16 protein-coding genes are annotated in these 15,742 nt (G+C 43.8%); 7 read left to right on the plus strand and 9 right to left on the minus strand.

What is annotated here, in order from left to right:
- Positions 1-36 precede the first annotated feature (36 nt).
- Both B5M13_RS08670 and B5M13_RS08675 read right to left on the minus strand, forming a co-directional pair.
- On the minus strand, positions 37-1,425 hold the full coding sequence (locus tag B5M13_RS08670) for a metallophosphoesterase (RefSeq protein ID WP_080055303.1): 1,389 nt from the start codon (positions 1,423-1,425) through the stop codon (positions 37-39).
- A gap of 62 nt (positions 1,426-1,487) precedes the next feature.
- Positions 1,488-3,404 carry a sensor histidine kinase gene (locus B5M13_RS08675; RefSeq protein ID WP_080055304.1) on the minus strand — a complete coding sequence of 639 codons (1,917 nt, stop codon included), beginning with the start codon at positions 3,402-3,404 and terminating at the stop codon, positions 1,488-1,490.
- Between the two features lie 685 nt (positions 3,405-4,089).
- Here B5M13_RS08675 and B5M13_RS08680 point away from each other — a divergent pair.
- Complete coding sequence (locus tag B5M13_RS08680) at positions 4,090-6,309, plus strand: DNA/RNA non-specific endonuclease (RefSeq protein ID WP_080055305.1); 2,220 nt, start codon at positions 4,090-4,092, stop codon at positions 6,307-6,309.
- 528 nt (positions 6,310-6,837) lie between these two features.
- A complete protein-coding gene (locus B5M13_RS08685) occupies positions 6,838-7,026 on the plus strand; it encodes a LytTR family DNA-binding domain-containing protein (RefSeq protein ID WP_080055306.1) in 189 nt (62 codons plus the stop codon).
- 132 nt (positions 7,027-7,158) lie between these two features.
- Here B5M13_RS08685 and B5M13_RS08690 read toward each other — a convergent pair whose 3' ends face one another.
- Complete coding sequence (locus B5M13_RS08690) at positions 7,159-7,695, minus strand: pyridoxamine 5'-phosphate oxidase family protein (protein ID WP_080055307.1); 537 nt, start codon at positions 7,693-7,695, stop codon at positions 7,159-7,161.
- A 639-nt stretch (positions 7,696-8,334) separates the two neighbouring features.
- Between B5M13_RS08690 and B5M13_RS08695 the strand changes: the two genes are divergently transcribed.
- On the plus strand, positions 8,335-8,811 hold the full coding sequence (locus B5M13_RS08695; RefSeq protein ID WP_080055308.1) for a hypothetical protein: 477 nt from the start codon (positions 8,335-8,337) through the stop codon (positions 8,809-8,811).
- Between the two features lies 1 nt (position 8,812).
- On the plus strand, positions 8,813-9,730 hold the full coding sequence (locus tag B5M13_RS08700) for a hypothetical protein (protein WP_080055309.1): 918 nt from the start codon (positions 8,813-8,815) through the stop codon (positions 9,728-9,730).
- Positions 9,731-9,738: 8 nt separating this feature from the next.
- On the opposite strand, the gene B5M13_RS34035 is transcribed toward B5M13_RS08700, so the two are convergent.
- Together B5M13_RS34035 and B5M13_RS34040 are read right to left on the minus strand one after the other, a co-directional pair.
- Entirely contained in the window at positions 9,739-10,254 is a 516-nt protein-coding gene (locus tag B5M13_RS34035; protein WP_245860049.1) for an IS630 family transposase, read from the minus strand.
- A 19-nt stretch (positions 10,255-10,273) separates the two neighbouring features.
- Positions 10,274-10,747, minus strand: a complete 474-nt coding sequence (locus B5M13_RS34040) for a winged helix-turn-helix domain-containing protein (RefSeq protein ID WP_245859354.1) — start codon at positions 10,745-10,747, stop codon at positions 10,274-10,276.
- 100 nt (positions 10,748-10,847) lie between these two features.
- Between B5M13_RS34040 and B5M13_RS08710 the strand changes: the two genes are divergently transcribed.
- Entirely contained in the window at positions 10,848-11,402 is a 555-nt protein-coding gene (locus B5M13_RS08710; RefSeq protein WP_245859872.1) for a DNA/RNA non-specific endonuclease, read from the plus strand.
- A 34-nt stretch (positions 11,403-11,436) separates the two neighbouring features.
- Here the strand turns inward: B5M13_RS08710 and B5M13_RS08715 are convergent, their stop codons facing one another.
- The 4 genes from B5M13_RS08715 to B5M13_RS08730 all read right to left on the minus strand — a co-directional run bounded on the left by B5M13_RS08715 (position 11,437) and on the right by B5M13_RS08730 (position 14,606).
- A complete protein-coding gene (locus B5M13_RS08715; protein ID WP_080055311.1) occupies positions 11,437-12,111 on the minus strand; it encodes a hypothetical protein in 675 nt (224 codons plus the stop codon).
- A gap of 2 nt (positions 12,112-12,113) precedes the next feature.
- Positions 12,114-12,548 (minus strand): hypothetical protein, encoded by a 435-nt coding sequence (locus B5M13_RS08720; protein ID WP_080055312.1) that lies wholly within the window; start codon positions 12,546-12,548, stop codon positions 12,114-12,116.
- Between the two features lie 308 nt (positions 12,549-12,856).
- Positions 12,857-14,143: a Y-family DNA polymerase gene (locus B5M13_RS08725; protein WP_080055313.1), complete on the minus strand. Its 1,287-nt coding sequence runs from the start codon at positions 14,141-14,143 to the stop codon at positions 12,857-12,859.
- A complete protein-coding gene (locus B5M13_RS08730; protein ID WP_080055314.1) occupies positions 14,127-14,606 on the minus strand; it encodes a LexA family protein in 480 nt (159 codons plus the stop codon). Before B5M13_RS08730 ends, B5M13_RS08725 begins: the two co-directional genes overlap by 17 nt.
- A gap of 113 nt (positions 14,607-14,719) precedes the next feature.
- Between B5M13_RS08730 and B5M13_RS08735 the strand changes: the two genes are divergently transcribed.
- Together B5M13_RS08735 and B5M13_RS08740 are read left to right on the plus strand one after the other, a co-directional pair.
- Positions 14,720-15,058: a hypothetical protein gene (locus B5M13_RS08735; RefSeq protein ID WP_080055315.1), complete on the plus strand. Its 339-nt coding sequence runs from the start codon at positions 14,720-14,722 to the stop codon at positions 15,056-15,058.
- Positions 15,059-15,107: 49 nt separating this feature from the next.
- The gene (locus B5M13_RS08740; RefSeq protein ID WP_080055316.1) at positions 15,108-15,404 is read left to right on the plus strand and encodes a hypothetical protein; all 297 of its coding nucleotides are present in this window, start codon (positions 15,108-15,110) and stop codon (positions 15,402-15,404) included.
- Positions 15,405-15,742: the final 338 nt, after the last annotated feature.

A 15,742-nucleotide genomic window follows, 5' to 3' on the forward strand; every position in this document is an offset into this window, starting at 1 on the left:
AACACATTTCCCCGTGATACTATGATGGTTCTCAATTTAACGTTTATTGATCAGCGTCATAGGCTCAGTCCGTAAAGCATCGTCGTTCCACCGCTCAAGTAGTAAGGCATCCCAGTTAACAGCAGGAGTCATAGGGATATGCAGGAACGTGAACGTCCGGTCGAAGCGAATGGCCGCAGACGAGTTTTCGATAATAGGAATCCAGGTGCCCGTATTGACAAATAGATTCATATGCCATCGAGACTGAGCTGGCGTGTGAGTATGGCCGAAGGTAATCAGGCGAATTCCCTTATTGGCTTTGAAAATTTTCAGGGCCTCAGGAAACAGATTATCTGGCTCAGTCATTAACAAGCTGCCAGCCACACGCCCCAGAACATAGGCAGCAGCCAGCCAGATAGCCGCCTGTCTTACAGTAGCCCAGGATACCTGGTGGTGTAGGATCTGGTAACCGATTGTCCAGACACCAACGCCCAGGGGTACACCAATGGCAATAAGCAGAGGCAGAAACTGCCGGAGCACATAGGCGTAATAATGCTTGGGAATAATCCGTAACACAAATGGTAAATGATGCAGCAGTAGTTTTAGAGCCAGTGAAAATCGTTCCCGGATCAGCAAGGGTAATACATTGGTGGTAGGGCGTATATTGTCCAGGAAAGGATAATCCAGTTCGATTCGGTTTAGCAGGTATCGATTCAGGAAAGAACCAAACGGAATAGTCAACTCCTCACCACCTGCCAGAACGGGCTTGCCACGGACCTGGCTGTATATATCGTAGCGATGACCATGCTCCACATAGATCTGGCCGTCGATCAGCAGGCAATCATCGAAAAAACGAATAGGCTCCTCCTGTTGCGATGCAGAAGTTGATAAGGCAACGGCTTCATAAATCTGATTCCGCAAACACTGTTGAACGAGTGGCCAGTGCCATTCGAGATCATGATTTCCAGTCATGATCCATAGCTGATTTCCGTAACTTAACCACCTCCGCAAAGCAATATAGAGTTCGGTATGCCCTTCGGCTACTAGCCGGAGTTTCCACACGGATTTATAATCGTTCGTTTTCAGGCCATATATAGTTTCTTTTTCCGAAATAGACTCTTTTAGTTCCTGCGCCGACTTGTTTACTCCGAGTGTAGCTAATAACTGATGCCATGCCAAAAAATCTGCCTCCGTTTGAGGTATTTCCGTGACCCGAAGAAAATCAACAAAATCGCCATTAATGAGCAAAATGGCAGGTTTGGGCCGTTGTTCTGAAATATGGGTTAGCCAGCGTGCAAACGTGGCGTCATAAAAGAAGTTTTCGGTACCAGAGAAGCAGCCGTCTTGCTGTTTGCCCGATGCCAGGTGTAAATCACTGACAACAAAAATATCCTTACCGTAAGCCGATACGTCTGTTATGGTTGGGTGGTTATGCATAGTAGCCATAGCCTGGATGTGTGGAGGGAGCAGCGTTTGTTACGACAGGGTATTCGCCTGGCTCTTGAACCCTAATGACTTTTAAGGATAATCTGATGTACCATTCCGCCAGTCGGTTTTTCATCAATCGTCAGCTTACCATGCAATTGATGAACTACCGTCCGAACGTTACGAAGGCCTATGCCTGTCGATTTCTGACTGAGTTGATTCGGGTTGTAGCCGCAACCATTATCGGATACGTTAAGACAAAGTGTTTGACCGGTCTGGTATAATTCGATATCAATAATCGTAGCTTCGGCATGCTTCAAGGCATTGTTTATCAGTTCTTTGGCGATTTGGAGCAGCGGCTGCTGGATGAACTCTGGCAGCGGTTCGGTGAGTATATGCGTGAAACTGATTTCGGGCTCATTCACTCTCCCATTGAGTTGCGAAACATAATCATACAGACTAGCCACTAGCCCCTGTTGTTGCAGATCGGTTGGCATAAGCGCATGCGACACCTGCCTCACATCGGCAACAATTCTGTCGGCCTGGGTGATAACCCGGCTTAGCGTTTTGCCGATCAACGTATCTGTATTGTCATCGAGAGCGGCTTCCAGTTGTAGTTTCAGAGATACCATATCGGGGCCAATATGATCGTGCAGATCACGGGCCAGCCGCTCGCGTTCGGCGAGTTGGGTACGAAGAGCCAATTGGTTTTGCTCGCGCAGCAGTCGCTCACGTTCATCATGATACGTTTTGAACCGATAAGTTAGCCCTAAAAGGAGTACCGTCGTTTCAAAGACAATAGAAACGGCAACTGGTTTTATCTGAACAAACCCAAACGTAGATACCGGCAGAATCACCGTTATGAACCAGCCTACGGTTATAAACATAAAGGGACTGACTGCAATCAGATATAACCATACGTTCCCCCGCACGTTTTTCTGAAACAGAGCGTAGCCTAACGTTGACGTCAATAAATTTAATAATACGCCTACAATGGCTATTCCAATATATAGCTCAATTATAATCCAGGACTTAAAGGCCTCGGTCGGTAGAGTTCGATAAAGCCACTGCTCCAGTATAGGTACAAGTATGGCAAAAGCCGCCCATACCTTAATGGCTACCAGGCAAATACGATTCAGGAGAGGAGGTAAATACGCTTTGGCATTCAGCAGCGAGCGAACAAACAGAAAGCAGGAACCCATAGCGATCAGAATAAACCAGTTCCGTACCCGATCGCCCCCTACATAGTCAGTCATCAGGTAATAACGGCCAAAGAGTCCGTCATTGGTCAATACCGCTCCCATGTTGCAGAGAGCGTAAAAGCAGTAGAGTCCATAGATTAACCCCTGTCTGGCTAAAAAAAGGAAAAGGCTTAAACAAGTAGCCGCCAGGGTCCATCCAACAACGCCACCCCAGAACATCTCTTCCTGTCGGTCGAATCGTAGAAAATCTCTTGGCCGCCAACCCTTAATCGAAACGTTTAACGGACCAAAATCCCGCTGGATTCGCAGGTAAACCGTGTATTCCTGTTGGGGGGGCAGGTTGATTGGTAAGATAAAATCGCGGTTGTCGACCGGACGAGAGGCAAAAGGTGTTCGCCAGCTTAAAGGAGGGCTAAGCGCTGTCAGGTGATTCTGATGGACTACGTAGCTGCTGAGCTGGTCGAGGTATGGGTAATCAAGCTCAATCCAGACAGGCAACGTCCGATTGTCCCGATTACGGATGGAAAATTTGACCCAAACAGGTTTTGGTCCGACCACAGGTACGGGCGAAGCAACGGCTTTAAATGGATACCGATCAGGCTGCCTTACTAATTGATCGGCAGTAATGTGTTCTGATGTATCCTGAAAGGAGAACAAGCCTTGTTGAAACGTCAAGCGCTCCGTTTTTCGGTCTACGTCAAAAATGGGGTTAGTCTGTTGTGCTCTAAGCCCGCTTTCGTTGGAAATAGTTAATAAAATAAGCAAAAAGCACTGTAGGTAGTAGACCTGTTTTTGCATAATTCAGGTGTTGGAAGGCATTGGAAGTCAAGATACTATAAAAAATCAATAGCCATTTATCTATAGTAAAAAAAACAGAAATAAGATAAAAGGCGTGTTTACTATACTACCAAAGGAGTAGGTTTACATTTACACCTTTTGGCTGATTTTTTTAAGTAGATAGACGTGGAAATTTGTCAGGTAATACATCTATCCACACCTAAATAGTTTAGTTCGTATACTACAATTTTACCTGTTAGAGGGGCTCTCATAAGCTGGCGAGATTGTAGTATACTTTTAGTGCATGTTGAAGTTGCTTAACCTGTTTGTAGTTGCTATACAAGCAGGTAGCCTATTCGATTTAGTCAGTACTGAACATTTTACGGCTAATGATCTGGTGAATTTCTCATCGGTAATGCTCAGAAGGAAGTACACACATCATCCCACTCTCAGTTGATACTCCATGTCTTTTGATGGTATAAATGAATTTCTCATCAGGTGTCGGATTTACCAGTTGACGGGTTATGGCATCGCCTATCGCCTGGGCAGGGGCATGGTCTCACGGGTAATCTAATTCTGTATATTTTACTATTATGGCAATGTTATCAATTGATAATCAGTCTGCCCGCTTGGTAGAAAGGGGGTTTTTACCCTTGCCCAGGTTATGATGAATGCCTTATTTGTTGCGCCTAAATTCTAACCACGTATGCAGCTAGTTCCTAAAGTGATTCAGAAAGCCGTCCGGCAACGATTAATGGAGTCGATTCCGGACCAACAGGAAACGCTAAAGAAAATTGAGGAAGGTAAGCCACTTGAGGCTGAGAAAGACGAAAACCGAAAATTGGCTTATATTCAGCGACAGGTTAAATGCAGTTTATCGGTTGCCCGTCGGATTGCAGATAGAGAAGATCCTGCCAATCTGCCGCTCAATGACGACCAGCGGAACAAAGCGGAGAGCTTGCAGGGAGATACTGCTGATTTTGTACCCATCTGTTTTCTGGATATAGGCCGGGCTGCGTCCCGTTCGGTAGCTATTGTTACGCTGCCCGACCGCTCGCCTAAAGGAACCGGCTTTATGGTTTCGCCAAGTCTTTTTCTCACCAATCAGCACGTTATACCCTCTTCGGCCGATGCCCGTAACCGGCTGATCGAGTTTACCTATGAACTTGATCCCGATAAACAGACCACCCCCGTCACCCAGTTTCAGCTTGATCCCGATACGTTTTATCTCAATGATTCAATCGACGATCTGGACTATGCTCTCGTGGCAATAGGGCCGAAGCGTAATGGGCCTCTATCGGTTAGCGAGCTGGGCTTTTTGCCACTTGTCGATGCGAATGATAAATGGATTACGGCAGGATTTGTTAATATCATACAGCATCCTAACGGAGAATTTAAACAGTTGGTTGTTCGCGAAAACCGAATTACAACCCACAGCAACAATACGCTGATTTATGGTACAGATACATTGCCCGGATCGTCAGGATCCCCCGTATTTAATGACGACTGGGAGGTGCTGGCTCTCCATCATTGGGGTGAACCGCACCGGGCTATCGCTGATTTACGTTCGGATGGCCTGCCTATTCCGGGTTTGGGAAACGAAGGCATTCGGATAAGTGCAATTATTAAGGAACTGATTGATAAACTGCCAACTTTAACGAAAGCGCAACAGAATCTGCTTAGTGAGGCTCTCAACCCAGGGTTTCGCCATCCTAGTCTGTTAGGCGCTTCCGTTCGCCAGCCGGAGGCTACTCGTGCCATACTGCCTGATCCTCCGCCTGATCCTAAACCCCAACTCTCTAAAACCCCCCAAGCTATGTTGTACAATGCCAGTAATGGAACGGTTTCGTTTACAGTACCTATCACTATTTCATTGAGTTTTGGTCAGGTAGAACAAACAGTACGAGCGGTATCGCCCGAAAAAAATGAACCTCAGGAGGTATCACCCGAAGACCCGGGTGCTGCTGAGGCTATTGTGTTTAAGCCTGCCCCTGACTATAGTAATCGAAAAGGATACGATCCCACCTTTTTGGGCATTGTCTTGCCTTTACCAGGCTTAACAGGTACACAACCAGATCTGGCTGCTATTAATAAGCAAGCCCTGCCCAACCGGCCTTTTGAGTTTACATACCAGAATTTTAGCCTGGTCATGAATAAGAAGCGTAGACTTCCGTTTTTTACAGCCGTTAATATCGATGGCGGATCCGTCGTGCAAATTAATCGCCAGACGGGGGCCATTACCCGAAACGAAAGTGAAGGGTTGGAAGAAGCCCGGGAAACCTGGTATGATGATCCCCGTATTGATCCGAAGGAAACGACTCAGGATACACTTTATCGAACGGCGGACTTTCGTATTTTCCAACGTGGGCATCTGGTTAAACGTACCGACCCCTCGTGGGGAGGAGCAGAACGGGCGTTCAAAGGCCAGTCCGACACATTTCATTTTACAAACTGTAGTCCGCAACACGAAAAATTTAACCCTATCAATACGCGTTGGGCGGGTGTTGAAGATTGGATTACCCGAGTAAGCGATAATGAAAACATTCGGGTAACTGTGTTTAGTGGGCCTGTTTTTGGCGACAATGATCCGCTTTTCAGCAATTTACCCGTCCCTAAGCAGTTTTGGAAAGTGATTGTTTGGTCTGAGAATGGCAAAATTCGATCAACCAGTATTTTGGCCGATCAGGGCGATTTACTACAGGCGGCTCAATCGGGAAGGGAAGGTCTTGATGATCCGAATGCTGATTCCAGAAATAAGTTTCCTAAAACATATCATGTTTCGATCAAAACTATTGAAAAGCTAACGGGGCTGGATTTTGGAAATGATGTTCGACGGGGTGATTCGGCTCCACGCGGGGGGGAGTCATTGGAGTTTTCGGACGTCACTCAGTTACAGCCGATTGTTTTTCCTGATAAGGGGTATTAATGCGCTCCGAAATGCTCACTTCCAGAATACAGAAGTTACCCTAAGCGGACGGCATGTCGAGTGTTACTTCGACCAATAGGGAAGAATGAGCTACCCACTAAGTTGAATGGAATCCAATTTGTGGGATTTCGTTCGGCTTGGTAGTATGTAATTGCTGTGTAGTAATGGTTTGTAAACGAGTGATTTAAGGCCTATGCGCCTAATAGGAGGTACAAATAGTGTTCAAAATTTGAACACTGAACAGAAATAAGACTTATAAGTAAGTTTCCGGGTTAGTACCTCGTTTGCTTCCAATTATTAAAAGCCGCTTAGCAGCATCAGTGTATGAGCAGCAGCACCTTTACTTAGGGTAAATTAACGCATATGTTCTGCTCGCCATATTTATTGAGCCCACTTGATCGGGTAGCTCCGAGTGGAGGCATACCGTGATTGGAGCTGTATCACGATTGAGGGAGCATTTGGAAAATCATTCTCCATATCAACCAAACCGAAATCGTATAGGTAGTTCCCATTCTTCCCTGTGTCTGAATGTCAAATTCACTGGAAGCTCAGTTACTTGCCAACCAGTTTGTTCGGATTCATCGATCATTTATTGTAGCGGTTTCGGCGATCACTAGCTATGCACCCCGCCACGTTAAAATCGCTGGTCTGAAGCTACCCATCGGCCGACTCTATCAGAAGGATGTTGAACGGATACTAGATGTATCGAAGCGGTAATTATGTACGCTAAAGGCGCTACATGGTAGTTTTTCATCAACCAACGTTCGTCAATTTGGGCAATACCATTACAGTTTATAAATAGTATTGCCCGAATCGACGAGCGGCTACTGAGCGACTAGTTTTTATTTTTTATACACTTAATTTACCCTCAATTGAGTCATCTAAGGTTTTTCCCATAATCGCACCGGCAGCCATTTTGACAAAGGCTATCGCATTCCCGTGTTTATTGTCCCAATAATAGCCCTCACGCGTGTCCACTTTGATCACCGTAATACGCGGATCGTCCTCTCCTTCGGTAAACCACGTTTTTAACAGCGGCTCCCAGAGTTCTTTGATGAGGGTTTTATCTTTCGATATAGTGGCCTCACCATAGATACTCAGAAAATCGGAATGGGCCGAGCCCTGAAATAAAAGGTGAACTCGATGGTCAAGCTGTATCTCCGCATTTTTATGACTATCGTCGGCGCTCAGGAACCAGAAATTACCGGCTTCATCCACCTTTTGCACCGACATTGGCCTAGTTGTCAAGGGTTGGCCTGAGGTGATTTTCGTACAGAAATAACAGGTCTTATTCTGGTCTACCAATTCCTTGATTTTCTTTCCGGCTTCGGTCCCATTCAGATCCTGGTGATTGGTTTCGGGTTGTTCTTGATTAATGCTATCCATAACGTTTTTGATTCGTGTAGACTTGTTTCCAGGGCTAACAATCTGTTGAACCAACCGTCTTTGGAAAAAACCTTACTACTAATTTTCTTTATTTAATGGCGACACTATCATTTTTAGTAGGGGTCTTGAGAGTAGACGTAACGACTTTCTTATCCATGAGTTGCCTTGAGCAAAACCAACCTTTTCAGGACGGGACCCGGCATCAAAAGCCCATTTTCAGGGCTTTAAGCACGCTTACTTTCCGATACAGAAAGTAATACTGTTAGATAAGTAATTGATTATTAGAAATTTATATGTAATATATTTTGTATAAGGTACAAATAGTGTTCAAAAAATGTATAATTTTTATCATTCATCTACTTTTATCGCCAGATTATAATTTATTATTTTGTTGAGCAACAGAATCATAAGTTGTCAAGCATATCAGAAACTTCTGTTGCTTCATGAAACAGCTCCTTACTTGTTTAGCGCGCCTAAGGCTAACGACAATTATTGAAACCCCAACCCTGGTTGATTGTCCTAGTATCCGCTCTTCTACTGGCATAATTGGTATTGACGCTGTGGGGTGTATCGGGAAGGGGAAACAGGCTGAGTAAGAAATCTGGAAAGGAGGATAATTGCTTAACTATATGTAATCAAATGACCCTTTATTCTGTTAATTGCTACATAAAGTATTACATTCAAAAAGTCTATTATAACGATATACATTTTGTTTGGTGTAGTGACCAATATGATAGCCGAAAGGAGCCAGCCCATTCTCCGTCCTCATTAGTACCACCAACCTCAAACCCGGCTGAGATATATAATGACTTAAAAGAGGCTGTCAGACGGGGTGATCGTCATAATTATAAAATACTGGAACAACGAACCAATTTGAAAAACTATGCGGCCAAATCTGCGTCAAATGGTACAATAACCGATGATCAACGAGATGAGATCATTTACTTAGCCGATTCCGATCTAAATGATATATGGAGACCCCTGGTTTATGTTATTCCAAAAGCCGCCGTACTCTCCCGGATTGAATTAGTACCTTTGGCCCAGCGAGCAGGCATGGGGCCAGAGTATAGGATTAAAGATTTAAAAGGTACTGAGTTTACCATAATTGAACCTTAATATGCTTCAGTCACTAAAAAGTTTTAGCTCTGATTTCTCCCAAAAAGTATTAGTTGTTTTGGGGGAAAAATTTATAACAGACCCATTAGGTGAAAAAGCAACTTATGACATTGATCCATTAATAATTGAAAGCACTTTGCAAGAGATTAAAAACAGGATGCATATTCGTGAAAATGAATTGAGTGAAAAGTCTAAATCGAAAATATTGAATTTTATATCCGATGAAATTACATCTGTAACTCTAAAACCTTTTCAAAAGCAAAAAGCAAAAGAAAGGTTAGGCGATAAAGGTTTACTGGCTTTGAAAGATTATAAATTAGTTTTAACCAGCATAACACCAACTTTTCAGTTATTAGGAGTCAGCCCAGCCCATATAAAAGACGCCTTTCAATTCCACGATAAATATTATCATGTAGAAAATCCTAAAACACCTGTTACATTTTTCTCTAAATTAATTAAAACTGATAAGTCAGAAAATAATTTTATAGTATTTGTTTTGGCAGATAGAGATGGCGATTTACTAGTTGTCAGAGCTGCTTGGCGTGTTTACTTATCTGATGTAAACATTTCTGAAGACTACAATATTTCCCAGCTACTAGATATTTTTTTGGATCGCTATGGTATGTTAATCAAGACTCCTACGACAAACTGGTCAAAGCTAATATGGTTTGATTTAAGCAGATATAATACAAATCAAGATATTGAAGTCTGGAATCAGGAAAGTTTGACAGATCATCGTTTTTTAAAAATCGCAACTCGAAAGAGAGCGCCAAGCTTTGGATTAATCGAGGTGTTTTGTATTTACGCCGTTGACATAGAAAAATATTTAGCTGACCTAATTAAACATGGAGCTGTGGGAAATGATTTATTGGATAAGAAAAAATATCCAATAGGCTATTTTCATTTCTCTACTTATTGATGCGTGAATTAGTTTGTAATGAAGGCTATTTCCTCTTTGTTGAAAAAAGCCTTAACTAACTCATGATTGGCTTGTAGATGTTTAATTTGTTCACGAATCGCAATTGTTAGCTCATCTAAATTAGTGAACACCTGATTCTTTAACTGACCTTTCAGGTAGCTCCAGATCAGTTCTACTGGATTCAGCTCTGGGCTGTAAGCCGGTAAACGCTCTAAATGAACTCGGTTTGGACGTGCTTTCAAAAAAGCTTTGACGGCCTCGCTGCGGTGGATGGCAGCCCCATCCCAGATCACCAGCATATTTCGTTTGCGATAACGCCCGCACAGCATAGTGAGGAACCAGACAATATCTTCACCCGTAAACGGCTGGTCTTGCCCCGCTACATAGATACGACCGTTAGGCGCAATAGCAGCGATCAAACTTAGATGAGCCCGTCCCGCTTGCTCAACTAATATCGGTGTTTGCCCCCGAGGGGCCCATGTGTTAGCCAGCATGGGTAACAAATAACAAGCCGATTCATCCACATATAAAATGACGCGCCCTTCAATTTGGGCTTTTTTTGAGTTCGGGTAAGCGTTCTTCTTTCCATTGGGCAACCGCTTGAGGATCTTGTTGATAGGCTTTGCGCTGCGGCTTCTGTCTGCTCCAGCCCACCTTTTTTAAAATCCGGCCTACTTGTGAGGGGTCATAACTGACAGCAAATAACTTTTTGATCACCTCATTGACGCGAGGACGGGTCCATATCTGGCCCGGAAAGCCATGATGCTCAGCTCCTTTATTCAATTCCTCAACTAGTTGAGCCAGTTGCGTATTAGTCAGCTTAGCTGTAGCCCCGGCAGGTTTGCGCCAAGTCAGTGCATCTTGACCTTGCTGACGATATTTAGTTATAGTGCGACTGACCCAGCCTTGAGTTAGCCCTAAGGCCTGAGCGATATCGGCCTGTTTCCAGCCTTCTTGATGGAGAGTGGCACATCGTCGGCGCAGGACTTCATATTGGGTCTGTTGATAGCTTGCCATAATGAAGGCAAGATACGAACATTACAAACCTATTCACGGATCAATAAAGGATTTACTTTCCTTTCTGGCATTTTTAAGAAACTCTCGCCAATCTCCAGTTGTGTCAAGCTTCTTTGAGGCTAAGCATAGCGACTATACCAACATTGGCTTTGATCGTGGCCATCTCTGCCCATCAGATGATCGAGATAGTACAGGGGAGGAAAACAAGACCACGTTTACCCTGACCAACATTGTACCCCAGGCTCCGCAGCTTAATTGGCAGGCTTGGTTACGGCTGGAAGAGTACTGTCGCAACCTGGTGACGCAAGGAAATGAACTCTACATTATTGCCGGAACCTATGGCAAAGGGGGTGAAGTTGATAATGGCAAGGTGAATAGCATAGCCAGCGGCAAGCTGACCGTTCCTGCTACGCTATTGAAGGTAATAGTCGTGTTACCTGTAGGTTCGGACGATGTACACCGGATCAACGCTCAGACGCGGGTTATTGCGGTCTGGATAGGCAATACAAATACCGTAGGTGAGCAGTCGTGGGGACTTAACCGGGTTAGTGTCGATGAGGTGGAGAAGCAAACAAGTTATGATTTGCTGTCGAATGTGCCAGCGAGTGTGCAGAAAGCAATTGAAGCTAAAATCGATAAGGTAGATTTATTATAAACGAATCTGAAGGCGATTGCCTTATGTTATTCGGCTACTTCATTCTGTTCTGCTGTTTGTCATATTTTTCAAGTAAATCAGAAACTTCTCCGTATCCGTAGTACTTTAAATAGTTAGAAAATTTTTCTTGAAACTTATTAGACTTCCGTTTTCTATAATCCAAGACTTTTAACCAATCCTTTAGATATAATTCTGCTTCTTTTTCAGTTATTATTCCATCGTCAATATATCTATTAAAGAAAGAGAAATCATCCAGGAAATTATTCAAGATGCTACGTACCCTAACCTCTGTCTCTGTATAGTCGTTTCTATTCTGATCTACTTCTAGAGCCTGTACTAGCAAATCATCAGAAACTATTACCCACCTATCTGCACCTGTCTTATCTGTATAAAGTTCTAAAGTAGAAATATTATATCTAAAGAAATCAATAGCAAGTTTATTATCAGCTTCTGATTTAATCTTCCTTATTTCTTCAACCAAAAATTGTGTTTTCTCCCATTTTGACTTAGAGAAATTAGAGCAAGCATTTATAGACAGTGTAATCGCGGCAATGAGAATACTCGTTGTAGTTAACCAGTCCTTTAGTTCAATACGTCGCAATCTACCCCAAAAGGTCACAGCTTCTGAAGTAGATTGTTCGTTTTCTTGAACAATATTTATATACAGCGGATTGTTCTTATCAGTAACAATGGCTTGTTGCTTTCCCATAGCTATCGTTTAAGATAAAATGTAAATGCTATATCTTTAGAAATTTTATTACCTTTTATTCCCTCAACAGAAATAATAAAATTTGTACCGGCTGTTATAGGCTTAAATGACAAATCAATATTTATTGTCTCAAGTGATTTCTTATTGATATTTTCTGCTAAAACTTCTTCTTGCTTATCATAGCCAAAATCTTTTCTCCCGAGCTGTGTATGCATCCCCTGCCAACCAGTATATTTCAATTTAATTCTATCAATATTAATTTCCGTATTATCGCTGATTTTAAATGAAATCTTATCTTTATAATCAACGCGAATTATGTCTTTATTAGGGGCGGGATTATTATTTATAAGTACAATTAATATTGAATGATCCAATTGGTTGCTCTTGTATAAAAACACAAGTGAATATATAGCAAAAATATAAGTTAGGTGAGCCATGACTGAGTTTATCCAATTTGTAAAATGCATGTATTCCCTTATGGACAGCAACTACTGTAATTCTCTCCTTATATTCCAGGGGAAAAATACCCAATTTTGATGGATGTGTATTATTCATCCATTTATTATCAAAGACAATAATTCAAACTTATCCTGTACCAGCGCCTGATTAAAGATTTCTATCTGCTGCTGAATGTGTTCTATTGAGCGTTAATTATCAGTCGGAAGCTGGCGAAGTGCTTTACTTAATTAATCCTTCTTGCCTTTACCTGAGCCCGTTCATTCCGATTCATCGTATATACCTGGTTTTATTTGACGACTAAAATATCCTGCCAGTGAGTGGTGTAGCGGGGTGATAAATACTTCGGCTTCATGGGCCATTCAGGATCGCGCATCTGGGAGGCTAGCCTGAGCGTATCCTTCCCGTAACGGTAGTTCAGTTTATCGACTACCTTAGCCAGCTTTAACGATTTTTCATTAGGTCCTTCCACAAACAATCCCTTCTGCCGGTAATCCGCAGGCACTAAGTCAGTCAGCATGATGCCTACCCTCAGATAGTGATAGCCAAAGGCGAAGATTTCTTTCAGGGCGGCAGATGCATATTGTAACAATTCGGCGGTTGAACTAGTCGGATGGGGTAAACGTACCGTACGGGAGTTACTAAACTGTTTACTGGGTAGCCCGTTTCCTGGTGTTTTGCGGTTAGGATCAGTACGTAGGTAAACGATCAGACAGCCAGCTAATGAACCCTGTTTACGCAGCTTTTCGCAGATTCTCGACAGGTGAAACGTCAACGCATCTTGAACCTGCTCAAAGCTGGGTGTCACCTGGCCAAAACCAGGCTCTGTGCATATCGACTTCCGGGCAGGCTGGTTTACTTCCAGTAGTTTACAGGGCTTGCCTCGCAGTTCATACACTAAACGAACGCCATTCACCGTCATCTGCTGGCGTATCCAGTCATCCGGTACATCCCGCAGTTGTGCCGCTGTACGAATGTCGAACTTCTTCAGTTTTCCGGCTGATTGACGACCGACTCCCCATATATCCTCAACAGGAAACGTCTCCAGAACATCATTGATCTTCTCGGGTGTATCCAGCACACAGACTCCCTGATAGTCTGGATTCTGCTTGGCTAGCCTATTAGCTATTTTCGATAGTGTCTTTGTAGGACCAAATCCAATACTCACCGGCAGGCGGAGCCATTGCCTGATCTTGGCCCGAATCGTTTCGCCCAGTCCCTGATATGACGGGTAGTACTGGTTGTAACTATCATCGACGAGCAGGAACGCTTCATCAATCGAATAGACTTCTACGTCCTCGACAAACTTAGCCAGGCAGCTCATCAATCGGGCGGATATATCGCCATAGAGCGGGTAATTACTACTGAATACCGCGATGTTATGCTGGGCTACCAGCTCCTTCATTTCAAAGAAATATCCGGCCATTTTGACGCCTAGCGCTTTCGCTTCGGCATTCCGGGCAATCACATTGCCATCTCGGTTAGATAAAACGATAACCGGTCTACCCTCCAGAGCGGGGTTAAAGCTGCGTTCGACCGAACAGTAAAACGAGTTGGCATCAACGAGGGCGTACATACTTGGGAGGCTCAGAAACGATAAAAGTCACTACACCCAGTATTTCGAAATGGTCCTGTTTGGGATGGACGTAGATCGGTAGGTATTTGGCATTACTGGGTTCAAGCATGATCATTTCCCCTTTCTCTACGTAGCGCTTGACACACCATTCCCCGTTGACGCTAGCCACGATGATTTTCCCCGTTCTTACCTCAATCATGGCATCGACAATCAATATTGATCCGGGAAAGATATAGGCCCCCGTCATGCTTTCCCCGGACGCTTTAACAAAATGGGTCATGTCGGGGTGCTTCACGCATAAGTCCTGAAGGTTCAATCGGGCCTCGATGTAGCTTTCGGCTGGCGAGGTGAATCCGGCCTGAACGGGTGAACTGTAATAGGGGATCGCCTGCCTACGAGATGGGTCAACTCGGTAGATATTTTCAGCGGGAATAGGCTCAATAGAATCAGACGGCTTAGTCATCGAATTACCCAGTTTGTCACAAAACCGCTATATTATATTTTTGTTATATATCATACAAGTAAATTATACAGAATGGCTTATTTTTAACTTGTAACTGGACTCGACAATCACTCATGAACGCCTTTCTTCGACTGCTTTGCTATGACGATCCCTCGCGTCAAAGCTGGACACAACTTCACCCAGATATGCCAATGGACTTCCAGCAGCTACCAAACCTCACCTACGGGCAGGATATGCGGGTGGGTAGTGATGATACTGATCCGTTATTTTGGCCGATCTATCTGGTGGCGAATATCCCCCTCATGCAGGAGATCGAAGACACTGATATACCCGGCAAAAAGGCAATCCTGTTGAACGTGTATCTAGTCAAGGAGGAGTGTTGGGATTACTTTGATGTGCCGGAAAGAGTGCGGCATATACTGGAATTGGAAGATCCTGGGCACATTGACTAACAAGTGGCTAGGGAACAAATCCTTTTTTCTGTTTGATAGTTATGCCCTTATGGACCATGAACCAACCTCGATCAATACCCCTCCACCTCTAGCTGAGGTAGTGCTGGCCGCTTCGAAAATCGAAGGAGCTGAACCTGAAGCTGACATCACCGGCTTGTTTGCCCATGTACGCCAATCCTTTTGGCAGTTCATCGAAGTGGCTGACGACCCCAATGCATATGTTCTAGCCTGGAATATGATTGATAAGTATGCCCAGGCTGACTTAATCGAATACCAGGTAACCGGTAATACCGACGCACTGGAACGGCTAAAGTACAAGGTGAATTATGCTGTAGAGTTGCTCTAATAGGCAATGTAAAAGGTACTTTTTTAGCTTAACTTCTCGAAGAAGCTAAGAAACAGAACGCCGTAGAACTGGTTAAACAAATAGCAGTAAAAGAACGAATTAGTGGAAGGAATTGCCTTCCTCTTAGGGGGGCGATTTAAGATCCTGCCCTTTTTTATTGGGATACAGCACCATAATAGCGTATAGTGGTCCATAAGTATAGCCTACTTACCTAACACGGCTGCTTCGGAGAAATTTCGTAGTGAACTGTAATTACCCTATCAGGCCACATTCTAAATGGGAACTGTGAGTAACCTTGAGTAAACCAGTAGGGCATCAACTTCTTTCCCCCTTCGTAG

The sequence above is a fragment of the Spirosoma aerolatum genome (assembly GCF_002056795.1).
Taxonomy (GTDB): Bacteria; Bacteroidota; Bacteroidia; order Cytophagales; family Spirosomataceae; genus Spirosoma; species Spirosoma aerolatum.